We start from the raw sequence: 24,386 nt of genomic DNA, 5'->3' as shown, positions 1-24,386 counted from the left end.
GACATGACGGAAAGTACAACGGATATTCTGATTATTGGCGGTGGTCCCGCCGGAATGATGACGGGCATGACCGCCGCCCAGTTTTCTCCCCACAAAAAGGTTCTGGTGCTCCGTCCCGAAACGGACGCCGTCATTCCCTGCGGGATTCCCTATATTTTCGGCACCCTGGGGGGCACCGAAGAAGACATGGCCGGACGTGCGCCGCTGCTCGCGGCAGGGGGGCAACTTCAGGTTGGTAAAGTCGCCAGCATAGATCGCAGCGCGCACACTGCCACCCTGGAAAACGGCGATCTCATCCATTGGCAACGTCTGGTTCTGGCTACCGGGGCCGAAAACTTCATTCCGCCCATTCCGGGCACCCAACTGGAAGGCGTTTTCAGTATTCACAAGGATTATGACTATCTCGACAAACTGTTCAGTACCCTGATCCCGCAAATCAAAAAGCTGGCGATTATTGGCGGAGGGTTTATCGGTGTGGAATTTGCCGACGAAATCCGCAAGCGCGGTATTGAGGTCCACATTGTCGAGATGCTGCCCCATTTGATGCAGGCGGCCTTTGATCTGGATGCCTGCACGGCGGTGGAAAAGCAGCTCAGCGCGCACGGCGTCCATATTCATACCGGTTGCAAGGTGGAAGCCCTCATTGCCGACGCTGATGGCAAACGGGTAGGCCAAGTGCAGATCGCCGGACAGGATGGCCTGGAGGTTGATGCCGTTCTGATTGCCATCGGCACCCGTCCCCAGGTGGATCTGGCCAAAGCCATGGGCCTGACCCTGAGCCGCTCTGGCGGTATCTGGGTCGATGCCTTTCAACGCACGCGGGAAGATCCGCATATTTTTGCTGTGGGTGATTGTGCCCACAAACAGGACTTTTTTACGCGCAAAGCCAATCATGCCATGATCGCCTCACAAGCCGCCGCTGAAGGTCGCATTGCCGGAATGAATTTGTATGGCCTGCGTCAATTGCGCTCCAATGCCGGCTCGGTAAGCGTCTACGCCAGTGAAATTGATGGTTTGGCCTTTGGGGTGGCCGGGTTGACCCAACATCAGGCCGAACAGGAAGGTTTTCCGATTTTGAGTGGAGAAGCCCGCCTGCCCGACCATCATCCGGCCTCCATGCCCAACACCACGGAAATTTTCTGCCGCGTCATTTTTGCTGCTGACTCCCTGCAAATCCTGGGCGGACAGGTCCTGGGCGGTGCCACCACCGGGGAACTGGTCAATACCATCGGCCTTGCCATTCAGATGCATGCTACCGCACCCGATCTGGTCAGCATGCAGTTTGGCAGCCAGCCGCGCCTGACCCCTTCCTTGCATCCGCTGGTTGCCGCAACTGGAGATGCCCTGCAACGCCATTACGCCCTCCTCCACCCCTGCGTGGATGACAGCCAATGATGAAGCTCCCCAAACATCGCAGCAAAATTGTCTGCACCATCGGACCCGCATCTGATGCGCCCAAGGTCCTGGAACAGATGATCCGGGCGGGTATGAATGTCGCCCGCCTCAACCTGGCCCACGGCACCGCCGATGAACATCGGGCGCGTATTGCCCGCATCCATGATGCCGCCCGCAAGACCGGGCATCGCGTCGCCATTCTGGCCGATCTGCCCGGCCCGAAAATCCGCATTGGCAGCTTGCCTGCCCCGGTCACTCTCAAACATGGGGATCATGTTCTGCTGGCTCCCGGCGCGCCGGGCACAGCCCAAGCCATTCCTTTGGAACTGCCGCGCCTTGCCAAGCCTCTCGTCAAGGGCGATACGGTTTATCTGAATGACGGTTTTCTGGAACTTCGGGTAGAAAAACATGATGCGCAGGGCGTTTTATGTCTGGTGATCGTGGGTGGCTTACTGCTTTCCCATAAAGGCGTCAATTTACCGGGTGTTTATCTGGAGGGTGGCGCGCTCACCGCTGCCGATCGGAAATTACTGGCATTTGCCCTGGAGGCCGGGGTCGACGGTCTGAGTGTTTCCTTTGTGGAAAGCGCCGAAGACCTGCACGCCGCCCGCCGCGAAGCCAATGCTCTGGGATTTCATCCCTTTCTGGTCGCCAAAATCGAAAGAGCGCGGGCCTGGAAGCATATTGATGCGATTATCGACGCCACCGATGCCATCATGGTGGCGCGCGGGGATCTGGGCGTGGAAGTGCCTATCGAAGAAATTGCCATTATCCAGAAACGTCTGATCCGTAAGGCGCGGGCCGTGGGTAAACCCGTTATCACCGCCACGCAAATGCTGGAGTCTATGGTGCATAACCGACGGCCAACCCGTGCGGAAGTGACCGATGTAGCCAATGCCATCCTCGATGGTACGGACTGCATCATGCTCTCGGAAGAGTCCGCCATGGGCGATTTTCCGGTAGAAGCCGTAAAAATGCTGGCGGAAATTGCGCGCGTTACCGAAAAAAACCGGGCGGAACTCAATCCCCTGAGTGCTGACGATCTGCAGGATACGCCTAGCGTGGAATCCATGATTGCCAGCAATGTTCGGCACAGCGCCGAGCGGCTGAATCCTTTATTTGTAGTAACCCCTACAGAAACCGGAACAACGGCCGCACGCATTGCACGGTTTCGTCTTGAACCCTGGATTCTGGCCATGAGTCCCCATGCTGCAACCTGTCAGCGCCTCTGTTTGCACTATGGGGTCTATCCTATAGAAATGCCGAGCCCTGAAAGTGGCTGGGAAGAGGCGGCGCGCCGCTGGCTGCTCAGTAACGCTGTTGAAAAAGGCTTGATTTTACTGACACAAGGACCCAGCAAGGGTCACCCGGGAGGAACCAACCGCCTGGAAATCATTCATCTGGATGTTTCTGCCACGCAATAACAGGAGAGTATTTTATGGATAGCTTGATTGAAGACATTATCGCCCGCGAAATTCTGGATTCGCGCGGCAACCCCACAGTAGAAGTGGAAGTGTATCTCAGCAATGGGCAACACGCCCGCGCCGCCGTACCCTCGGGAGCTTCCACCGGCAGCAAGGAGGCCGTGGAACTCCGTGATGGCGACGCCCATCGTTTTGGTGGCAAAGGCGTTCGTCAGGTCATTCAGAACATTGAAGAAATCATTGCCCCCGACTTGCAGGATCTGGATGTACGCGACCAAAAAGCCATTGACGAGACCATGATCGGTCTGGATGGCAGCGATAACAAAGGCAAGCTCGGTGCCAATGCCATTCTGGGCGTTTCCATGGCTTGCGCCCGTGCCGCCGCTGATTATTGTGACCTGCCGCTTTATGCTTACCTCGGCGGACCGGGTGCTACCCGCCTGCCCGTGCCCTGTTTTAATGTGTTGAATGGCGGCGTCCATGCGCACTGGCAGGGGGCCGATTTTCAGGAATGTATGCTGGTTCCCTATGGGGCTGACAGCTTCCGCGAATCTCTCCGCTGGGGTGCGGAAATCTACCATGCCCTGCAGGCCCTGCTCCTGGAAAAACATCTTTCTGTCGGTGTCGGTGACGAAGGCGGCTTTGCCCCCGCCGTCGATTCCAATCATGAATCCTATGACCTGCTGGTCGAGGCCATCCGCCGTGCCGGATTTGAACCCGGAAAAGATTGCGGCATAGCCATTGACCCGGCTTCTTCGGAATTCTTTAAAGACGGAAAATACCAGTTACGCACGGAAAACCGGGCCCTGAGTAGTGCCGAAATGGTCGATTATTATGCAGAAATCGTCCGTAATTATCCGGTAGTTTTGCTGGAAGATGGTTTGGCAGAAGATGACTGGGAAAACTGGAAACTGCTCAATGAAAAACTGGGCAGCAGCATCGAACTGGTCGGTGATGATATTTTCTGTACCAATCCGAAAATCATTGCTCAGGCCATTGAAGACAACATTGCCAATTCAACGCTGATCAAGCTCAACCAGATTGGTACAGTGACTGAAACCATCGCCGCCACCCGGCTGGCCCAGTTTCATGGTTGGGGGGCTTTCGTCTCGCATCGCTCCGGCGAAACTACCGATGATTTTATTGCCGATCTGACCGTGGCCCTGGACACCGGTCACCTGAAGTCCGGAGCGCCAGCCCGGGGTGAGCGGGTGGCCAAATACAACCAGTTACTGCGGATTGAAGAAGAACTGGGCACGGCCGCCAGCTTTGCCGGTAAAAAGGCCTTTGTGCGGCCAGTGCGCGAATAAAGCAGTTGACACGCGAGGAACAGCAGCCATGAGTCTTGAATCCGGTTCTTCCATTCACACCAGCAACGGGCTTAGCAGTGCCGAGGCGCAAAAACGTCTGACACAATACGGACCCAATGCCGTCGTCGAGGAAGCCCCCAAAACCTGGCTGTTGTTCCTTCACAAATTCTGGGCGCCTGTCCCCTGGATGCTGGAAGCCACCTTTGTTCTGGAGGTGCTGCTCGCCAAGTGGCCGGAAGCCATCATTATCGGATTACTGTTACTTTTTAACGGGATACTGGGCTTCAGCCAGGAACGCAAAGCCCAAAACGCCCTGGCCCTGCTGCGTGAGCGCCTGCGTATTCAGGCCCGGGTGTGCCGGGATGGCAACTGGCAAACTCTGGCAGCTGCCGAACTGGTTCCGGGTGATCTGGTTCATGTGCGCGTGGGGGATATTGTTCCCGCCGATCTGCAGCTGACGGATGGTAATGTCCTGGTCGATCAATCCGCCTTGACCGGAGAATCCATGCCCGTCGATTGTACGGCAGACAGCACCCTGTATTCCGCCTCCATCGTGAAACGCGGAGAGGCCAGTGGGGAAGTCACCGCTACCGGGGCCAAAAGCTATTTCGGCAAAACCGCCGAACTGGTCCGTGGCGCGGGTGCCAAAAGCCATCTGGAAGAACTGGTTCTCAGTATTGTGCGCTATCTGGTCGCCATGGACGTTCTGCTGGTGCTCGCCATTCTCGCCTATGCCATGGTGCAACAAATCCCGCTCGCCAACATTTTACCCTTCGCCTTGATTTTGCTGGTCGCCTCCGTACCTGTAGCCCTGCCAGCCACCTTCACCCTCGCCACCGCCATTGCTTCCTTGCATCTGGTCCATCGCGGGGTGCTGGTGACCCGCCTGGCCGCCGTGGAAGAGGCTGCGGCCATGAACGATTTGTGCAGCGATAAAACCGGCACCCTTACCCAGAATCGTCTCAGCCTCAGTCAGGTTCAGCCCTGGCCGGATGTCAAAGAGGAGGACTTGCTGCGCATGGCCGCCCTGGCCAGTGACAGTTCTACCCAGGATCCCATTGATTTGGCCATTCTCCAGGAAAGTAACAAAAGGCCAATCAGTCCGCCAACCCGTGCGCAGTTCGTGCCTTTTGATCCGGCCAGCAAGCGCTCTGAAGGCACCTTTACCCAGGAGGGCAATCAGTGGCGCGCCATGAAGGGTAGCCCGCAAATCATCGCCAAGCTCTGCAATGATGCAGACTGGGAAAGTCGCACTGCACAATTGGCCGCCAGCGGCGCACGAGTACTGGCTGTTGCGGCAGGACCCGATGGCCAGCCCCGCTTTTTGGGTTTGCTGGCCCTGTCAGACCCTATCCGCCCTGATGCCAAGGACGTGGTTCAACAACTCCAGAAACTGGGCGTGCAGGTCCGGATGGTGACGGGAGACAGCGTCCAGACCGCGCAAAGCGTCGCCAGCACCTTGGGTATTGACGGTAAGGTCTGCGAACGGGGGCAAATCACAGAAGATTGCGGGGTTTATGCCGGGGTCTTCCCTGCCGACAAGTTCCATCTGGTCCAGGGGCTCCAAAAAAAGGGCCGGATTGTCGGCATGACCGGCGATGGGGTGAATGACGCTCCCGCACTCAAGCAGGCAGAAATGGGGGTAGCGGTGGAAAGCGCCACCGATGTGGCCAAGGCCGCTGCCAGCATTGTACTGACCACCCCCGGACTGCAAGGGGTACTGGAAGCGGTTATCACCGGCCGTCGCGTGTACCAGCGCATGCTCACCTATACCCTGAACAAAATTGTCAAAGTCTTTCAGGTGGCCCTGTTTCTGAGTCTGGGATTTTTATTTTTCCGCAGCTTTGTGGTCACTCCCCTGCTGGTCCTGTTGCTGCTCTTTGCCAACGATTTTGTGACCATGTCCCTGGCAGAAGATAACGTCCGTCCCTCACCCCAACCGGATCGCTGGGCAATCCGTACCCTGGTCTTCTCCTCCCTCGCTGTCGCTATCGCTTGGCTTGTCTATATATTTGCGGTCTATGCCGTGGGCCGTAGCCTCCATTTACCTACCCCCTCAGTACAGACTCTGGATTTTCTCGGCCTGGTATTCTCAGGATTAGCCAATGTCTTTCTGGTCCGGGAGCGCGGTCATCTCTGGGCCTCCAGGCCCGGAACATTCCTCAGCGTCGCCAGTCTGATAGACATCCTGATTGTCAGTTTTCTGGCAATAGTGGGATGGTTGATGGCCCCTATTCCCTGGATTTTTGTACTTTGTCTGCTGGGAGCGACTGTTATCTATACGCTGTTGCTGGACCAGATCAAGGTTCCCCTGCTACAAAAACTGACGCACACCTAAGTATTTTATCTGGAGCAAAGAAATACCATGATCGAAAAGCCACGTCATTTTCGTCTTCAGATCGTCGATGTTCATGGCGAAATCTATACCGGTCTGGCCACTTTTGTGGTCGTGCCCGGTGAATTGGGTGAACTGGGCATTTTGGCCGGTCATGCGCCGTTAATCAGCATTCTCCGGGCTGGCGAATTACGCATCACCCCCGTTGAAGGGCCACAGGAAATTCTTTTCATTGAAGGCGGACTGGTTGAGGTTCAGCACGAAATGGTTACTGTTCTGGCCAACAACGGACTACGCGTAAGCGATATTGATCCCAAACTCAGCCAAAATCGTATCAGCGCCGCTGAGCGCATTCTGAAAGAGCGTAAGGCCTCGGAAATGGACTTTGTCGCCGCTGAATTGGCGTTGCAAGGTGAAATAGCCAAGCTCAGGGCCTTTCAAAAATATCAGCAGGCGCGACAGGGAAATGAAAAGCTGGAATACCGCTGGGAACGCCCTCCTCTGGAAGGCGTCCCTGAAATTAATGTACAAACATTGGAAGACTGAATCTTACAAATGGATAGCTGATAGTCCCTGAACTAGCGATCTTACAAAACCCGGCGGTACTCTGCCGGCAAAGGACTTTCCTGCTGCGCCTGCTTTTCACCATGGGTTTCGGACCAAAATTGAACATCCCGAGACTGGATTTCGTTATTCAGGCCCCGGCAATACGCCGTAAAGGGATATATTGTATGTTGATCCGTTTACCGGATTCCTTAACATAACCGTTGCGTTTGAAATCTGCCATAACCCTTGAAACATGTGCAGCAGAAAATCCCAGATAATCCGCCAGTTCTTTGCGCTCAATAGGAAAGGGTACCCAGGCACCGTCGGGAAACACTCTGCACCAATGACATAAAAACGCAGCGACGCAGGCTTCGGCTTTTCCCGCGCCGATTTCAACCAGTTGAAACTCCGCCTCTTCCAACGCACTCTGCCATCGCCCTATTAATGCCTGGCGAACTTTCGGGCGATCTTCGGACAAGCGATTTAACGCAGTCAGATCCAGCAAGCACAAATCCGATGCATCGAGAGCCGTCGCCGTATGTTGATAATGAAGGCGCGCTTGATTCAGGCCTTCAAATCCCAGCAAATCGCCATATCTCAACAGACGCACAATACGGTTTTCATCCTGATGGCGCCTATGAACGCTGAGCTTCATCGCGCCGGATCGTAATGTAAAAGCATACCGTGCGTTTTCTCCCTGACGATAGAGAGTGGCTCCTGCCGGTAAGTGAATATCTTCCACCACCATACCCAGAGGAGACAGATCCTCTATGGTGAGCCCTGCAAAAATGCTGAGTTGGCGCATTGGGCAAAGTAAACAGTCTGATTCGCCAGTCATTTTCCACGACGGATTTTGCAATAGGTTCATCCTCGTCGATTGAAAAACGGATTACTCTTTCATCTCCCAAAGAGGGATCTGCTGATCATGCACATCCGTAATACAACGGGGTGCACCAATAATTTGTTGGGCCGCCAGTTGGTGAATAACGGGCTGGATACGCTCCATACCCAAATGGAGAATACTAGCCATTTCTGTAGCTGTCATGGGGCCTCCCCGCAAACAGCCGAGAATCCGGTTCATATCATTGATAAAAGTGTCTTGTTGTAGCATGGATTCGCAAACCTCTTACGGGAAGCACTGCTCGCTCCGCGTTCTGATCAGGTTCTGCCGCAGCACCCGGAAAAACCGCTGATAGCGCGACAACTCCTGCTCCATGAGCAAACTGCGATCGGACACCTTTTTTTGAGACTGATTATCCAACACCTGCTCTTCATTCAGGGTGGTGAGTTCTGCTCGCAACGCATACCATTGCTCATTGACCAGATCATGGCGTGTTTCCAGTACATCGAGAATATCCAGAATGGCACGGGCATCGAGTTGAGCTTCGGGTTCGCTCTGAACCGTTAAAGAAGATCTGATTTTCATAAATAACTCCATGAATAGTTTCCGTCTGCTACGCAACATGGGGAAAGGACAGCGAAAAGCCTGCCCTTCCCTTCAGGTTCTAATGACCGCCGTAACTGGCCATTTTCGTCGTACGACCCCGGAATACCCAGATTTGATAGGCATTGTACATAATCATGATGGGCACAAACCCGGTCATGAACAACGTAAACACGGCAATGGAATTAGCCGGATTGGCGGCCGCCTGGATGGTCCAGGTTTCCGGAACAATGTAGGGAAACATGGTGGCCCACATAGCAAACCACAGGAGAACCACAACCCCTTCACCCCACAGCAAGGCAACAAAGTCTTTTTGCATGGAATGGTTCATCATGGATTTGAAGGCGAAAAACAGGACCACCAAGAGCCACAAAGCCCATACCCACCAATAAGGACCTGTCCATTTTGCGGCTGCCCAGGGGAAAATGGCATAGGACCATACCAGAGTAATAACGATTGCAATCAAGGCCAGATAAGAGAAAAGAGTCGTCCAGCGCTGTGCCTTGACGTTGATCGGATCGCCTTTTTCAAAGCGTGCACACAGGTAAAGACCGCCTGCCAGCCCGGCCGTAATGACGGCTCCAAAACCGGTGAAGATACTGAAGGGGGTCAGAAAAGTGAGTGCCGTCCCGGTAAAATGTGGAACGGGCGAATTTACAAAAAGGCCTGGAGCCCCTTTGGCCATGGCCGCACCGGCCTGCATGGGAAAGCCCTGCAAAGTGGCTCCCAAGGCCACACCAGCTCCAAAAGGCGCCATAAAACTCCCGACGGCAAATGCCCAACCCCAAAAACGCTTACTTCCGGTTGCATGGACATGAAACTCAAAGGCTACAGCCCGCGAAATGATCCCCCATAAGGCGAACATCAAAGGAATCATCAGATAGTTGAAAGCCGATCCATAAACCAGAGGAAAAGCGCCAAACAGGACGCCACCGGCCACGACCAGCCAGGTTTCATTGCCATCCCACATACCGGCCATGGAAGCCATAATGGCGCCACGTTCCTGCTCTTCCGGAGAAAAAAGAGCAAACACCCCGGCGCCCAGATCGGCACCATCCAGGGCAATATAGAAGAGAAACATCAGACTGAGTAACAGCCACCACCACGTCGTCAAGGTGGTGGCGATTCTGGCAAGATCAAACATGTTGTATTACTCCTTCAATCAAAATCCCTGGAAGCCGCGCTTGGCCTCCGGGACGTACCCCGCAGCGTACTGCGGGGTACGGGTAGCACTTAATGAGATTTTCCGAAGGTGGGTTTGGCAAAGGTCGGTTTCGCCAATCCACCACCGGCGTGTTCCTGATCAGAATCCTGTTCTGGCTCACCCGGTAAAGGACTTTCCAGATCAGGACCCTTGCGGATCACGCGGGAGAAGAAATACCAGGCACCGGCCCAGACGGTCAGTTCAAATACGCCATATCCGAGAAACCAGACAATTTCCTGTCCCAGCCCCATGTGACTGGTGCCTTCATAGGTGCGCATCAGGTTATAAACCACCCAGGGTTGACGCCCTACTTCGCGGGTCCACCAACCCGTCCATATGGCCAAATACGGTAAAAAAGCACTAAAGACCATCGTCCGCAAAAACCAGGGACGTTTACGCAATCCTGCCACGGTGAGTTGGCCACGCAGGATGAGCATGGTGCCCCATAGCGCCATAAAGAACAGGAAGAAGCCGATGGCTACCATGATCCGGAAGGAATAGAAAGGCACCCAGACATCGGGGCGATCCTTGGCCGGGAACTGATCCAGACCGGGAACCACGCCATTTAAGGTGTGTGTTTCCAGCAGACTTAATACATGGGGTATCCGAATCGAAAACAGACTTGCATCGTTGGCGGCGTTGGGAATGGCAATCAGATTCCAGGCAGTGTTTGGTTTACCATCGGGTAGATAAGTATGAAAATGTCCTTCCATGGCGGCCAGTGTGGTCGGTTCACTATGGGCCACATCGACCCCCAGACTATCCCCTAACCAGATTTGTATCGGCGTCGCGATCAATAACGCCAGAATAGCAGGCTTCAACATCTTGACGAACAAATCGGCGTGACGATTCTTGAGAATAAACCAGGCACTGGTCCCGGCCAACACAAAAAAGCCCAAGATCATGGTAGCCACCCACATATGGGGAAAGCCCCAATTATTGCTCTCATTAAAAATGGCACTCCACCAATTCGTCACCTGAAACAGGCCGTCTTTCAGCACGATGCCATCGGGAGTCTGCATCCAGCCATTGGCCACCAGAATCCAGTAGGCCGACAAACTGGAAGCAAACGCCACGTTGAAGGTAGAAAACAAATGCATACCTTTGCCGATCTTGTTCCAACCAAAAACCATGAGGCCAATGAAACCGGCTTCATACATAAAGGCAGTAATGGTTTCAAAGCCGAGAATATTCCCAAAGAAGGGACCCACGGCCTGCGAGAACGGCCCGTAAAGAATACCAAAAGCCATTTCCATGGTGACACCGGTAGCCACACCGGCCCCGAAATTAACAATAAAGATTTTTTCAAAGAAACGATTCAAGCGATACCATCGTTCATCTCCAGAACGCAGCCAGGCCACTTCCAACCCGAAAAGAATCCAGGACACCCCGATGGTTAATGGGGTCCAGAGGATGTGCATAGAAGTAATCCAAGCAAAGTCGAGTCGACTCAACAGGATGGGTAATGAGTTTTCAACAAGCATAACAAACTCCTTCAACGAAAAAGTTGGCATGATGACCGCTTTAAGATACCAGTCAGCATTCTCATATGCAGCATAATCTGTGCCATTTTATTGGCTCTATAACAATCAATATATTACTGATCTGAAATGATTTTTGTCATTCTTATATTGTGTATTTCAACCACCAAAAATCTAATTGACCATGGTCATATGCACCAGCCGTCCACGAAAATGACTATTGATAATCTTTGGCTGAAATTCGAAACTGATAACGAGAGGGAATTTGCCCATGCCTGTAAGCACTATCCGTGACGCCCCCCTTCCAAATGCGGAAGGGTCTCGGGATAAGCACGTTCATCGACAATACCGGTTACAATGACATGAGCAACTTTTCGACGGCGGCGCAGAACAATACGTCGCTGACCTGTTAGGGACTTTGGGCTACGGACAAGCCTCTTACAAAACCCGGCGGTACTCTGCCGGCAAAGGACTTTCCTGCTGCGCCTGCTTTTCACCATGGGCGACGAACAAATTAATCACTTGTCCGTGGGCCTGGATCAGGGTCACCACATTAGGATCATCGCTACGTTCTTCAATCATTACGCCATCTGGAATCAGGCTGACTTCCATTTGCACTTTGTCATGCTGAGCGAACAGCTCGGCGAAAGCCGGATCCCAAAAACGCAGGCCAAAATTTTCGTGCAAGCGCTGCTTCATGGCAGGAACGTGATCATGCAATAAAGTGACCACTTCCGGATTGTGCGAACGGGTTCGCGAGCGAATCCCATCGGGCAACATTTCCAGATCACGCTGAATATCATCGTGCAACGCCAGAAGGCGATGGAAAACATTCTGGTCATGTTGGTGACGGGTAGCCCGGACAGGATCACGACCCGCCCCACGCATACCAATATTCATATTTTGCTGTGAGAACATATAGATACTCCTTAAGTTGAGCCTGTAGGCCGCCCAGGCGGTTAGCCGGTACAGCTACATCAATGGTTTTTGATATCTGGTGAATACAACATCATCAGAACTTACTTAAGGGAGAGTATCCTGCAGCCACAGCAGAGCGGCATTGAGAAAAATCAATTTTGACTGATTTAGTCGGGTTTGTGCTCATCCGGCATGCCGGCGATATGCGCAAGACTTTGTGGCTTCAGGATTTCCAGTTGACCACCCTGCTCCTGAATCAATGCCTGACGCTTGAAATCTGCCATAATCCGACTGACATGCTCGGTAGAAAGACCCAGAAAGGCGGCGATATCTGTTCGCGTCAACGGGAAAGGTAAACTGCGCAATTGCGGATAGCGCTGTGCCCACTGCAGCAAAAAAGTCGCCAGCCGGGCCTCGGCCCGTTTAGCGCCCAGTTCAATAATCCGTTCTTCACTTTTTTGCAGGGCATCCTGCCAACGCTGCAAAATGGCCTCCCGGACTTTGGGCAGACGTTCCGACAAGCGCTGGAGTTCTGCCAGATCAAGTCGACAGAGCTGGCTCGGAGCAAGAACAATAGCACTATGGCGATGACATTCTCCCTGCATGCCTTCAAAACCCAGCAGATCTCCGTGATGAAGCAAACGAACGATCACTTCCTGACCGCTTTCCAGAGAACTTACCAGCTTTACCGCGCCGTTACGCAAGGTATAAGCATAACGGGCAGGTTCTCTCATCCGATAAAGAACGTCTCCATGCCTACAATGTATATCCTGCACTTCCATACCCAGACTGCAGAGTTCTTCGGTATCCAGTCCGGCAAATATACTTTGGTCACGCATGCGACATTGCAGGCAATCAGAGCGTTTAATGGTAATTTCGCTATTCATGAAACCATTTATTCAGGAGCCCAATACTGCGGATAGGCACCCTTCTGCCCGGATTTTTTGCCAATTCCCGTGGCCGCTGATCCCGCCTCGCTTTTGCTGGATTGCGGCCCCACCAGCACACGAAACAGGTGGTTGACCGAAAGCGTCCCCACGCAGGCTTTGACACCCGCTTTATCCACTTGCTGCAGCAATTGTTCAGCCATACTGACTTTTCCAAAAGCACCCAGTTGCACATACCAGCCCGCTTGTTGACAAGGATGGGGAGTTTTTACCGGTTTTACGGCTGCAGGAACAGCTGCCAGAACTTTAGCAGGGCTTGGCGCTGAAGGTGCAGTTATCTGTGAAGAAAAAACGGACCGGGTTGCCGAAGTGATCAACAGCGATTTTGCTGTGGAAACTGTGGGGCCGGTTGCGGCAACCGTTTTTGGCAAGGTCAGAAACACGCTGCTAGCACCTGAAGTACTCATTTTGGCTTTTTCCGGTACAGCAACGGACCACGCTTTCCACATGAAAGATAGAGCCAGCAAAATGACCAGAAAAAAGACGATCAAAAGCAGTACACCTAAGCGGTTGTGTCTGCTTTGCAATACCTGGGTCGGTGTGGAGACAGTATCTGTATTTTTCATGCGTTTTTTTGGCGGTTCACCCGCGCTCCGAAGATCTTCAAGGTATGCCCATACTACAATTTTGATCCGCACAAGCCTAGCTTGAATAGACCGGTTCATATGAACCATCATGGTTCATATGAACCGGTCTATTGTGGGTGATATAAACCGGCGAGCCAAAATAGATCACCGAATAATAATATAAGCTCATGTTTTTATATGTGTTGAATCCGAGCAATTCAGTCAGGAACAAAAGATGCTTTTATCTTCGGTGGCAACACCTAAAAATAACCGTTCACTAAGGATTCAACTATGATTATTGAAGACACTTTACCCGTGCTTCTCAGTCGCCTCGATTTTGCCTGGATTACCTCGCTACATATTCTGTGGACTCCGGTGACCATTGGCATGTCCTGGCTGCTTTTTTTTCTGGAAATTGCCTGGCTGAAGACCGGCAATGAACACTGGTATCGCCTGCAACGCTTTTTTGAAAAGCTGTTTATCGTCAATTTCGGCGCTGGTGTGGCCACGGGCGTGACCATGGAAATGGCCTTTGGCATTCTCTATGGTCCTTTTTCCCAGGCTGTTGGCCCTTTTTTCGGAAACATTCTCGGCTTTGAAACCATTACCGCCTTCATGTACGAGGCCGGTTTCATTGGCCTGATGATTTTTGGCTGGGGAAAAATCGGTAAGGGGATGCATGCTTTTTCGACATTCAACGTCGCCCTCTCGTCCAGCCTTTCAGCTATGTGGATTCTGGTCGCCAATGGCTGGATGCAGTCGCCGACCGGGGTTGTTCTGAAAGATGGTCTGTTTCAGGTCACCAACTGGTGGCAAGCCATTTTTAACCCGAACTTTAACATTGGCTTCCCGCATATGTGGGTAGCCACCGTCGAATTAGCCCTGTTTTTCTTTGCGGCGGTCAGCGCCTGGTTTATTTTGAAAAATCGCCAGGCCAATTTGTTCACCAAACTCCTGAAGCCGACTTTGCTGGCCCTGATCATCATCACCCCGCTGCAGATTTTTATTGGTGACGAACTGGGGCGGGAAGTGGCGCACGATCAACCGACCTCTCTCGCCGCCATGGAAGGCCATTTTCACACCTATCTGCCCGATGGCAAACCCAATACCAGCTGGAATCTGATTGCCATTCCTGATGTTTCCGCTGGGAAGAATCTGTTCTCCATCCAGATTCCCCATGTCCTCAGCTTGCTGGAAACCCATACCTGGGACGGCGTAGTCACCGGCATGGATCATTTTGCCCCGAATGATCGGCCCAATGTGTGGGTCCCTTTTTATGCATTCCGGGTGATGGTCACCATCGGCTTCTTCCTGTTTTTCATGGCACTCTGGGGTAACTGGTTGCGCCTGCGGGGGAAATTGACGGCGGAACATCTGCGCAAAAATCCGCTGTTCCTGCGCCTTATGGTATTCAGCGGCTTTTTACCCTATCTGGCCGTCTGGACCGGCTGGTGGACGCGTGAAATCGGCCGTCAGCCCTGGGTCGTTTATAACCTGATGCGGACCTGGCAAGGTGTCAGCCACATGAGTGTGACTGCTGAATCCTTCTGGCTGATTGGCTACATCATTTTCGAATTGATGGTTTGGGGGGGTGCCTGGTACTTCTTTACCCGGGTTATCCAAAAAGGACCCGATATGACCAGCCCGGTCATTGGTGCTTCGGATCATGATGCACATCCATCCGGTGGCGGAATTGCCAAGCCGACTTTCGCCAAACCGACAATGAACAAGCTGAACTGAGGACCGATACCATGCATGAAATATTTCGTATTCATAGCACCTTAAGTACATTCTGGTGGATTTTGTTAGGGGTTTTCTTCGTCATTTATATTGTTCTCGATGGTGCAGATCTGGGAGCCGGTGTATTTTCCCTGCTCCTCAACAATGAGAATGATCGGGCGGCCGTCATGTCCTCCATGGCGGGCACCTGGGATGCCAATGAAACCTGGCTGGTGGTGGCCGGTGGCGTGATTTTCGGGGCCTTTCCTCTGGTTTATGGGTCCACATTCAACTATCTGATGATCCCGTTGATGTTTGCGCTTTGGGGCATCATTTCCCGGGCGGTGGCCTTTGAATTTCATGTCCACGCCCAAAGCAGCCGCAAATTCTGGGGCTTCATGTTTGGCCTTGGCAGTCTGGTCGCGGCCCTTTTTGCGGGGATTGCACTTGGAGCTACCTTGCTGGGCTTTCAAATGAATACCGGCAACGCGCAAGGCATTCAGGTGGCCAATGACCCGTTTGTGAATACGGTTCCGCACTTTTCCGGCAACGCCCTGAGCTTTCTTTCTGCTTTCAGCATCTGGACAGGCATTGGGGCTTTGATCGCCGGTGGTCTGGCAGGCACCTTGTACCTTTGTGCCCGTTTTGAGCAGGATGATCCTATTTATCTCAAGGCCCACAAGTCTGCCACTCTGTTTTCCTTCCTGGCGCTGGCGGCGGTAGTCATCACCTTGATCTGGTCCTACGCAATCATGCCCGATGCCGCCCAATGGACGGGGAGCGGCTGGTTCGGATGGCTGATCCTGCTCATTGCCATCCTGATTTCTGCCTACAAAATGATGAGCAATCACGCAGCCCACCGTGATTTCGCCGCACTGCTTTGGTGTGGGGCCATTGTCTTGTTCATGTGGGGAGGGATGTGGGCAACCAATTTCCCCTACATCATCCCGCAAACCTGGACCATCAGTCAGGGCGGTAATCCGGCGAATGATCTGGCCATTCTCACCCTGTTCATGACTGGATTTGTGCCCGTGATGATTACTTATAACGTTTATCAAATCTGGGTGTTCCGCAAGCGCATCACCCATCTGGCAGGTTATGAAAGTCATTAAGCCATTTCCCTGGTGATGTTCTGTTTGGGGCCGTATGGCCCCTTTTTTTAGCTTCACATAATCGTATGGAAATGTTCTATAATAGTCAGGTATGCTCTACCATTACCTTGGCAGCACAAACCATGCAGGAGTCCCGAGATGTCTAGGAATAAAAAAAATAGTACTACGCAGTCACTTCAACACGATGCACAGGAAACGCAAGACGCACACGAAAAAAATCATTCTGATGAAAAAGCCCATTACAAGGCAGAACTGCGTGCCCTCCAGATTGAACTGGTCAAATTACAAAGAGATATTATTCGTAAAAATGAAAAAATACTGGTGATACTCGAAGGTCGGGATTCAGCCGGTAAAGATGGTTCCATCAAACGCATCATCGAACACCTCAGTCCTCGCGAAACCCGGGTGGTTGCATTAAGTAAGCCTTCGGACAAGGAAGAAAGTCAGTGGTATTTTCAACGCTACATTGAACACCTGCCCTCAGCCGCAGAAATGGTCTTTTTCAATCGCAGTTGGTACAACCGTGCGGGCGTTGAAAAGGTGATGGGATTCTGTACGGACCAGCAATACGAAGAGTTTTTCGCCGAAGTCAATAATTTTGAAGGTATGCTGGTGCGGTCCGGCATTCATCTTTTCAAGTTCTATCTGGATATTTCCCGCGACGAACAGAAAAAACGCCTTGAGTCTCGCAAGGATGATCCACTCAAGCAATGGAAAACCAGTCCCATTGACGAAAAAGCTTTGAAACATTGGAAGGATTATAGCGAAGCACGCAATATCATGTTTGCCCGCAGTCATTCTCCTTTCGCACCCTGGATTATTGTCAATGCCAATGATAAAAAGAGAGCCCGGTTGCAACTCATTAAGGGGATACTCAGTCGCCTGTCCTACTCCGGTAAGGACGAAATGCAGGTACTTCCTGATCAATCCATTGTTTTTGAATATGAAGCGCTTTATCTGGACAATGCCATGATTCAGGAATAACGATTCAGCCATCTCCATTACTTTTCCCAATTCATTTTGACCCGGAGGAAATATGTCCATTATTGATTTAACGTCAGCCCTGTCTCGCGCCCTCTCTCTCAAAAATCAGGACTCCCTGGATGCAGCAACTATTGCGGCAGCAGAACAACTCAGCAAAAAAGAAGGATTATCCCTGAATGCTGCCGTGGGCGTTCTGGGCAACGATCAGCTTGTGGAGCTGATTGGCTTCCTGAATGACAGTATGAATTGTGAACAGCTTTCTGCTCTCTGTGATCCGGAAAACTACGATGCGGAGCAGGCTCGGGAATGGGAGGTCACCAAGGATCAATACCTTCTCGCCCATGAAATTGCCGTCCTGAGCCACCGTGTAGCCAAGCAGCGAGATGTAGCCAAGTAAAATCTTTAGGTCAAAGCACTTAATTGCAACAACGAGATGGACCAAAACGCTCACGGTTCACGTCCATCTCCTATAATCAAGTCAACCACATTTTCCCTTTTAACCATGAAAAAGGAGTTGACAGGCATGTCTCAATTCAAGCATCCCCCTTTGGGTATTCCCGTTGACAGCGCTAAACGCTGGACAGAAAACTACCAACTCGCCACGCAAGAAAGCGGGCGTCTTTTTTTAATGGCAGGCGATCAAAAGGTCGAACACCTGAATGATGATTTTGTCGGAGGACAGGTTGCTGCGGACGATGCCGACCCCGAGCATCTTTTTCGGATTGCCAGTGCGGCCCCGGTAGGTTGTTTCGCGGCTCAGATGGGTCTGATCAGCCACTATGGAATGGATTATCCTGAAGTGCCCTATCTGCTTAAACTCAACAGCAAAACCCACCTGGTGAAAACCGCCCAGCGTGATCCTGCCAGTTTGCAGTGGCAGAGCATGGCTCAGGTATATGATTTTGTCCGGCACTCTGGCCTGAAAATTGTTGGCGTCGGTTATACCATCTATCCCGGTTCACTGTATGAGCCCGAGATGTTGTCTGAAGCCGCGCGTATCATCCAGGATGCCCATGCCATGGGTCTTTTGGCGGTTATCTGGGCTTATCCTCGGGGACAGGCCGTCGGTAACAAGGAACAGGATCCGCATATGATTGCCGGAGCCAGCGGCCTCGTTGCTTGTCTCGGTGCTGATTTTGCGAAGGTGAATCCCCCCTTGGATGCACAGGGAAACATGGATGCCCGCCTGCTGGGTGAGGCCGTTGCGGCAGCGGGACGTACCCAGGTCATTTGTGCGGGAGGTTCAGAAACCGACTCGAAAAGCTTTTTGCAGCGCCTGTCTGAGCAAATGCATATTGGTGGCACACAAGGCTGTGCAACAGGCCGAAATGTTCATCAACGCAGTCAACCGGATGCCATCCGCTTTTGTCAGGCAATTCATGCCTTGGTAGTAAACAACCAGAGTGTAGAAGAAGCCGTTAAATTTTTGGGAGAAAACCATTGACCGTTTCATTGCGGAATATCAATGACCTTTTCGGATCGCCAAGCCATATCACGATAAGCTCAAGCCCTGACATAGCGGAGAAATGTTTGTGACTATTGCACCCTGTTACCTGCTCCCGCAAATGCCGGAATCTCTCAGTGGCCTGGCTGATCTGGCTCTGGATTTACGCTGGTCGTGGAGTCATGCTGCCGACTCCCTCTGGTCCGAAATAGCGCCAGAACTTTGGGAGCAAACGCGCAATCCCTGGTTGATTTTACAGAATATCGGTAGTCAAACCTTACAAGAATTGGCGCAAAATACAGCATTCATTGAACAGCTCAAGGCATTTACTGCGCTGCATCAGGAACAATTAGCCCAAAGCAGTTGGTTTGAACAAAATCATGCTCCGGCTTCTTTCCGGCAGGTAGCCTATTTCAGTATGGAATTCGGACTCTCCGAAGCCCTGCCCATATACTCTGGAGGGCTGGGAATCCTGGCTGGCGATTGCCTGAAAACCGCCAGTGACCTGGGCATCCCATTGCTGGGTATTGGCCTGCTCTGGCAACAGGGCTATTTTCGCCAAACGCTGGATGAAAACAGTCGGCAACAGGAATTTTATCCCTATAACGATCCAACCCAGATGCCTGTCACCCCGGTTCGTGACAGCGAAGGAGAATGGTTGCGCCTGCAACTCCCCTTCCCTGGCCGAAAAGTCATATTACGTGCCTGGCAAGCCCAGGTAGGCAGGGTAACTTTGTATTTACTGGATAGTAACGATCCCCTGAATACTCCGGCGGATCGAGGTATAACCGCTGAGTTATATGGAGGCGGTCCGGAAACCCGCCTGCAGCAGGAAATCTGTCTTGGCATCGGTGGCTGGCTATTATTGCGCCGTCTGGGTGTTCAACCCGAAATTTGTCATCTTAATGAAGGGCATGCCGCATTTGCCATTCTGGCCCGCGCATACAGCCATATGCGCGATCATGGCTCGGCGTTTGAATGTGCTCTCAATGCCACTCGGGCCGGAAACATTTTTACCACGCATACCCCCGTATCTGCTGGTTTTGACCGTTTCCCTGCAGAATTAATGACGCGTTACATTGCAGGAGCCCCAGAAGCTTTTGGTGTCGATGTGGAAAGCATCCTGGCGCTGGGACGGGAAAATCCCAATGATCCGCATGAGCCATTTAATATGGCCTGGCTGGCGATTCACGGCAGCATTATTGTCAATGCCGTCAGCCGCCTGCATGGAGAAGTCAGTAGACGTCTGTTTCAGCCGCTTTTCCCACGCTGGCCCGCTGACGAGGTTCCAGTAACCCATGTCACCAATGGTGTGCACATGCCCTCCTGGGATTCTGCTGAAGCGGATGCCCTGTGGACATCCTGTTGCGGTAAGCAACGTTGGCTGGGCGACTTGCAAAATCTCGAAGCAGAATTCCGTAAAACACCCGACAGCTTGATCTGGGAATTACGCAGCAAAGGCCGTCAGCAGGTGATCCATTTCGCGCGGCAACGGCTTCAGCAACAACTCGCGCAGGCGCACGCGCCGCTGGAGGATCAAGAACGTGCAGCGTTGGCATTGGATCCTAATGCGCTGACGATCGGGTTTGCACGTCGCTTTACTGCCTATAAACGTCCCAATCTGCTCTTGAGTGATCCCGACAGACTGAGGCAATTGCTGACCAATCCACATCACCCGGTACAACTGCTCATTGCCGGAAAGGCTCATCCTCAGGACGAAGTGGGCAAGAATATGATTCAGCAGTGGACCTTGTTTATTCATCAACATCCCGAGCTGGCCAATCATATTGTCTTTATTGCCGATTACGACATGCTGGTGGCCGAGCATCTGGTTCAGGGCGTCGACTTGTGGATTAATACGCCGCGCCGCCCTTGGGAAGCCAGCGGGACCAGTGGCATGAAAGTGTTGGTCAATGGCGGACTTAATTTATCCGAGCTGGATGGCTGGTGGGCTGAAGCCTATTGTCAGGAAACCGGCTGGGCTATCGGTGACCGCGCCGAACATGATGATGATCCACAATGGGATATCCAGGAAGCAGAAGTACTTTACCGGTTGTTGGAAAATGAGATTGTTCCTCTTTTTTATCAGGATCGCGATGCCAGCGGTTGCCCGCAAGCCTGGATTCAGAAAATTCGCGAAAGCATGAGTCGGCTTACCCCTTTGTTCAGCAGTAACCGGATGCTTCGCGATTATGTGTCCACGCTGTACGAACCCGCTGGACGTCTCCTCGCCGCTCGTAGTGAAAAAAGTCAGATTGAGGAAATTTGTACCTGGCAAAAAAACATTCGTCAGCACTGGTCTCTTCTTCATTTTGGCGATCTCCATGCCCGTACGGAAAATAATCGACATTATTTTGAAGTGCATGTTTATCTGGACGATCTGGATGCGGAATCTATCAGCGTGGAACTATTTGCCAACCGAAGTGATCAATATCCTTTAGAAGTGGTTCCCATGCAGCGTGGTGAAGCACTGAGTGGAGCAGTCAACAGTTACAATTACACGTTGGACATACCTGCTGATCGTGACTTGGCAGACTACACCCCGCGCATCATTCCTTGCCATGAAAATTGCCTGGTGCCCATGGAGAGTGCGGAAATACTCTGGTACCGTTAAAAGGAACAAAAAATTGAATCCCAACATTCCTGATCTGCAGAATATCATTGAAACCGAAAAGAAAATGTTCGGTAAATACTTACTACCTGTAGCCATTTTATTAATTATAATCGGAATATTTGGACTTTTAAGCCCAATTATTCTTTCTGCAGTAACTGATGGCATTATTGCAGCCATGCTGATTATTGCCGGATTCACCTGGATTGCACACAGCATTCAGATGCACGAGCATCAACTGGCTGACTGGCTGAAACCCTTACTGCTTTTTATCACTGGTGGCATCATGATTGCCTTACCGAAAGCAGGAATTGCTGCAATTGGTTTGATGTTCATTCTGTATTTCATCATTGATGCTTACCGAAATTTCACGCAAATGAAAATCTATCCGGGGCATGGGCGGGGCTGGTCTATATTTAGTGGTATTGTAGATATTTTCATTGCCCTTCTCTTCGTTGTCACCTGGCCTCGAGGTTCATTGATCCTGGTCGGCATATTTGTGGGCGTCAACCTGATATTTGATGGAATCATTCTGCTGATGTTGCGCAATATAAAACCCGGATAAATATTTTCTTGAAAGTGTGTGCCCACAGATAACTCCTTGCGCAGAGACTTTCCCAGCCATTCCTGACATCTCTTTGCAGACGTCGCCAGAATGGACGAGATGTTCGGTGCTCCGCAGACCATCCGCGCTCTTGAATAATGGATTGCAGCTTCTCATCAATAGAAACAAGAGCAGGTTCAAGAACCAACATGCGCAATCCATGCAACCAGTATTGATCCATCATCTTATCTACTGCGTCACGCATTTTTTCAGTATGTTTCAGTAATACTTTGGCGGCTTCTGGTCGTATAAGATAGGCAGCCGTTCCCTGTGGCTGTCGAACGTAACGCATCAGCCGAAATTCATTATTCACACGACGATACAGTTTACCACGCCGATCCCAACGTTCACTCATCAGACGCAAAATATCCCACTCCCCGGCAGTATCCATAGCGAGCGCAACTTTTCCAACAAAATCAGGCCCTAGTACTACATCATCCTCGAGAATACACCAAGCCACATCCTCTGATTGTGCGCATAGTTGCCACAATGCACGATGACTCATAAAACACCCGACTTCGCCAGGGGCCATTTCATATCCGAAATACTTTTTTCGGTACGCCCGATCATAATAATTGGGGTAATCAGCAATGTGCCTAGGTGCACAAGCTTCAAACAAATTTAAATGTACTTGCAAACGCCTGGCTTCTGCTGAAATATGATGACGGCGTTCAGGGTGACTCGCCATGGAAATCACATGAATAGGAGGCATACGTTTCTTCAATGCAATGATCCTTTCCCTGTGTTGATATTCTTACCGTTATGCCTAACCATAAATCAACCTCTTCAGGAAACTTCCTCGCCGTTTCCAGTGGTAATCGCTTTCAGCATCGAGCTCTTCAAGAATGCTTTGACAACGTTGATATTCTTCATAACATGCTGCCCATAGAACCCACTGTGCGTTACTTTCATTTTGTTTAATGGCGGTTAGAATATGATATATTTCATCGAGCAATGGCAACACCTGTTTGGTATAATCTTCATCATGAAGCGAAACAGAATGATGTCTTAGAGATTGACTTAAAAACTGTTCAACATATTTTTTGAGTTTATTCTCGTCTATCGAAAGCGCCAGATGTAAAGCGATTTTTTCCAGGATAAGTGCTGGCTGTTCCAACAAATCATCATATGAAATAAAAACATGAGGATAATTTTTAATAAGCGGCAGAAAAGGTAAGATATATGCCGCCCACATCAATTGGCCTCTCGTAAGGGATATACCATTGCGCTTTTGCAGCGATAGCGCCACGGCATAAGGGTGCCGCAGAGCGACGACAAACTGAAGATTAACCCCTGACTGTTCTGCAGCATGCAACCAGAAAGGCAAGACTCTTAAAGTTCTAGGATCTTTGAATCCCCACATGGCGTATTGATCTGCACGACTGATCAATAACTTTTCCGCCTGAGCATGGAGATCTTTCAGTGCTGCACCTAAAAAAAGAGCTTCCGGCACAATCCGGATGTCATTCCACGCAATATTTAAACGTTCAAGAACTTCCTTGTTGATTCGCAAGACCTCGGCATCTTCCCAGTAGCCCCTCGGATTGTCTTCTCCGGGCGCAATCAAAGCATCCCCCATATTGAGCCCCAAACACTCCAGACCTTTGGCAATGGCACTCGTACCACTTCTATGCATGCCGATGACCGTTACGATAGTTCTCTGAATTTGTTGACCATCGGGGGCATGCTCCAAAAACTCATTAATCACTATAAAACCTCTTACACGCTGTAATGTTGTATAAAAAAGCTCCACAAACACATGGTCAACCTGAAAACAGGCTAAAGACCAAGGTTGCAGTGCACAGTGTAAGGTTTTAGGGCCACTCCAGATAAGACATAGCAACAATCAAAATTGTTAAGAAATATGAAAATCCTTTTTGTAAGAATAAAAAAGCTTGATTTATGATAACATATAAGTATCTATATATATTTATAATGACTTGAAAAGGCGTTATGTGTTAATTTCGTAGGCTATTACTAAAATTCAAAGAGGATTGAACCATGTTAATGAACATTATTGTTTTTCTCATCGTCGGTGGAATCGCTGGCTGGCTGGCCGGATTACTCATCAAAGGCCGGGGGTTTGGCACCATCGGAGACATCATTGTCGGCATCATCGGCGCTTTCATCGGTGGCTTTGTCCTGACGACGATTGGCTTGATTGGCCTTTTTGGGGCGGGCATTATCGGTGCCATTATTGTTGCCTTTATTGGTGCCATTATTCTTTTGTTTATCGTCAAGCTAATCAAAAAACTCTAAAAAATAAACCGTTATGAACATCATGCTGATTCTGGCAGGTCTGGTTATTCTGGGCGCGGCCAGTCAGTGGCTGGCATGGCGGG

General features: G+C 51.2%; 23 protein-coding genes. 13 read left to right on the top strand and 10 right to left on the bottom strand.

Annotated elements, in window-relative coordinates:
* Positions 1-3: 3 nt before the first annotated feature.
* From HAP95_RS13740 to atpC, 5 genes are read left to right on the top strand one after another with little or no spacing between them, the layout of a single operon-like run.
* Positions 4-1,395 carry an FAD-dependent oxidoreductase gene (locus HAP95_RS13740; protein ID WP_215884722.1) on the top strand — a complete coding sequence of 464 codons (1,392 nt, stop codon included), beginning with the start codon at positions 4-6 and terminating at the stop codon, positions 1,393-1,395.
* Positions 1,392-2,819: a pyruvate kinase gene (pyk, locus tag HAP95_RS13735; protein ID WP_226832790.1), complete on the top strand. Its 1,428-nt coding sequence runs from the start codon at positions 1,392-1,394 to the stop codon at positions 2,817-2,819. The genes HAP95_RS13740 and pyk overlap by 4 nt, the downstream gene beginning before the upstream one ends.
* 14 nt (positions 2,820-2,833) lie before the next feature.
* Positions 2,834-4,129, top strand: coding sequence for a phosphopyruvate hydratase (gene eno / locus HAP95_RS13730; RefSeq protein WP_215884721.1), 1,296 nt, complete (start codon positions 2,834-2,836; stop codon positions 4,127-4,129).
* A gap of 28 nt (positions 4,130-4,157) precedes the next feature.
* Positions 4,158-6,467: a plasma-membrane proton-efflux P-type ATPase gene (locus HAP95_RS13725; RefSeq protein WP_215884720.1), complete on the top strand. Its 2,310-nt coding sequence runs from the start codon at positions 4,158-4,160 to the stop codon at positions 6,465-6,467.
* A 27-nt stretch (positions 6,468-6,494) separates the two neighbouring features.
* On the top strand, positions 6,495-7,010 hold the full coding sequence (atpC, locus tag HAP95_RS13720; RefSeq protein WP_215884719.1) for an ATP synthase F1 subunit epsilon: 516 nt from the start codon (positions 6,495-6,497) through the stop codon (positions 7,008-7,010).
* 148 nt (positions 7,011-7,158) lie between these two features.
* Here atpC and HAP95_RS13715 read toward each other — a convergent pair whose 3' ends face one another.
* From HAP95_RS13715 to HAP95_RS13680, 8 genes are all read right to left on the bottom strand, one after another.
* Positions 7,159-7,869 (bottom strand): Crp/Fnr family transcriptional regulator, encoded by a 711-nt coding sequence (locus tag HAP95_RS13715; RefSeq protein WP_226832789.1) that lies wholly within the window; start codon positions 7,867-7,869, stop codon positions 7,159-7,161.
* A gap of 30 nt (positions 7,870-7,899) precedes the next feature.
* A complete protein-coding gene (locus tag HAP95_RS13710) occupies positions 7,900-8,121 on the bottom strand; it encodes a hypothetical protein (protein WP_215884718.1) in 222 nt (73 codons plus the stop codon).
* Between the two features lie 15 nt (positions 8,122-8,136).
* Positions 8,137-8,436, bottom strand: coding sequence for a hypothetical protein (locus HAP95_RS13705; RefSeq protein ID WP_215884717.1), 300 nt, complete (start codon positions 8,434-8,436; stop codon positions 8,137-8,139).
* 79 nt (positions 8,437-8,515) lie between these two features.
* Positions 8,516-9,598 (bottom strand): cytochrome d ubiquinol oxidase subunit II, encoded by a 1,083-nt coding sequence (locus HAP95_RS13700; RefSeq protein WP_215884716.1) that lies wholly within the window; start codon positions 9,596-9,598, stop codon positions 8,516-8,518.
* Between the two features lie 89 nt (positions 9,599-9,687).
* Positions 9,688-11,142, bottom strand: a complete 1,455-nt coding sequence (locus HAP95_RS13695) for a cytochrome ubiquinol oxidase subunit I (protein WP_215884715.1) — start codon at positions 11,140-11,142, stop codon at positions 9,688-9,690.
* A 435-nt stretch (positions 11,143-11,577) separates the two neighbouring features.
* The gene (locus HAP95_RS13690) at positions 11,578-12,057 is read right to left on the bottom strand and encodes a hypothetical protein (protein WP_215884714.1); all 480 of its coding nucleotides are present in this window, start codon (positions 12,055-12,057) and stop codon (positions 11,578-11,580) included.
* Between the two features lie 167 nt (positions 12,058-12,224).
* The gene (locus HAP95_RS13685) at positions 12,225-12,896 is read right to left on the bottom strand and encodes a Crp/Fnr family transcriptional regulator (RefSeq protein ID WP_226832788.1); all 672 of its coding nucleotides are present in this window, start codon (positions 12,894-12,896) and stop codon (positions 12,225-12,227) included.
* Between the two features lie 56 nt (positions 12,897-12,952).
* Entirely contained in the window at positions 12,953-13,570 is a 618-nt protein-coding gene (locus tag HAP95_RS13680) for an SPOR domain-containing protein (protein WP_215884712.1), read from the bottom strand.
* A gap of 291 nt (positions 13,571-13,861) precedes the next feature.
* On the opposite strand from HAP95_RS13680, the gene HAP95_RS13675 reads away from it, so the two are divergent.
* The 7 genes from HAP95_RS13675 to HAP95_RS13645 all read left to right on the top strand — a co-directional run bounded on the left by HAP95_RS13675 (position 13,862) and on the right by HAP95_RS13645 (position 22,005).
* Positions 13,862-15,310 (top strand): cytochrome ubiquinol oxidase subunit I, encoded by a 1,449-nt coding sequence (locus HAP95_RS13675; RefSeq protein ID WP_215884711.1) that lies wholly within the window; start codon positions 13,862-13,864, stop codon positions 15,308-15,310.
* Positions 15,311-15,321: 11 nt separating this feature from the next.
* Positions 15,322-16,401, top strand: coding sequence for a cytochrome d ubiquinol oxidase subunit II (locus HAP95_RS13670; RefSeq protein ID WP_215884710.1), 1,080 nt, complete (start codon positions 15,322-15,324; stop codon positions 16,399-16,401).
* A gap of 138 nt (positions 16,402-16,539) precedes the next feature.
* Positions 16,540-17,385 (top strand): polyphosphate kinase 2, encoded by an 846-nt coding sequence (ppk2, locus tag HAP95_RS13665; protein ID WP_215884709.1) that lies wholly within the window; start codon positions 16,540-16,542, stop codon positions 17,383-17,385.
* Between the two features lie 52 nt (positions 17,386-17,437).
* The gene (locus tag HAP95_RS13660) at positions 17,438-17,782 is read left to right on the top strand and encodes a hypothetical protein (RefSeq protein WP_215884708.1); all 345 of its coding nucleotides are present in this window, start codon (positions 17,438-17,440) and stop codon (positions 17,780-17,782) included.
* A gap of 126 nt (positions 17,783-17,908) precedes the next feature.
* Positions 17,909-18,829: a beta/alpha barrel domain-containing protein gene (locus HAP95_RS13655; protein WP_215884707.1), complete on the top strand. Its 921-nt coding sequence runs from the start codon at positions 17,909-17,911 to the stop codon at positions 18,827-18,829.
* A gap of 82 nt (positions 18,830-18,911) precedes the next feature.
* Entirely contained in the window at positions 18,912-21,443 is a 2,532-nt protein-coding gene (gene glgP, locus HAP95_RS13650; RefSeq protein WP_226832787.1) for an alpha-glucan family phosphorylase, read from the top strand.
* A 13-nt stretch (positions 21,444-21,456) separates the two neighbouring features.
* Complete coding sequence (locus HAP95_RS13645; protein WP_215884705.1) at positions 21,457-22,005, top strand: HdeD family acid-resistance protein; 549 nt, start codon at positions 21,457-21,459, stop codon at positions 22,003-22,005.
* Here HAP95_RS13645 and HAP95_RS13640 read toward each other — a convergent pair.
* The gene (locus tag HAP95_RS13640) at positions 21,968-22,768 is read right to left on the bottom strand and encodes a glycosyltransferase family 25 protein (RefSeq protein ID WP_215884704.1); all 801 of its coding nucleotides are present in this window, start codon (positions 22,766-22,768) and stop codon (positions 21,968-21,970) included. The two genes, HAP95_RS13645 and HAP95_RS13640, sit on opposite strands and share 38 nt — an antisense overlap.
* 42 nt (positions 22,769-22,810) lie before the next feature.
* A complete protein-coding gene (locus HAP95_RS13635; RefSeq protein WP_215884703.1) occupies positions 22,811-23,803 on the bottom strand; it encodes a sulfotransferase family protein in 993 nt (330 codons plus the stop codon).
* Positions 23,804-24,045: 242 nt separating this feature from the next.
* Here HAP95_RS13635 and HAP95_RS13630 point away from each other — a divergent pair, with 242 nt between their 5' ends.
* Positions 24,046-24,303, top strand: coding sequence for a GlsB/YeaQ/YmgE family stress response membrane protein (locus HAP95_RS13630; RefSeq protein WP_226832786.1), 258 nt, complete (start codon positions 24,046-24,048; stop codon positions 24,301-24,303).
* The last annotated feature ends 83 nt before the right edge of the window (positions 24,304-24,386 follow it).

It is taken from the genome of Acidithiobacillus sulfurivorans (assembly GCF_018853815.1).
In the GTDB taxonomy this organism is placed as follows: Bacteria; Pseudomonadota; Gammaproteobacteria; order Acidithiobacillales; family Acidithiobacillaceae; genus Acidithiobacillus; species Acidithiobacillus sulfurivorans.
Note: the sequence above shows the minus strand (reverse complement) of the source record. Positions and strands in the feature narration are given on the sequence as shown.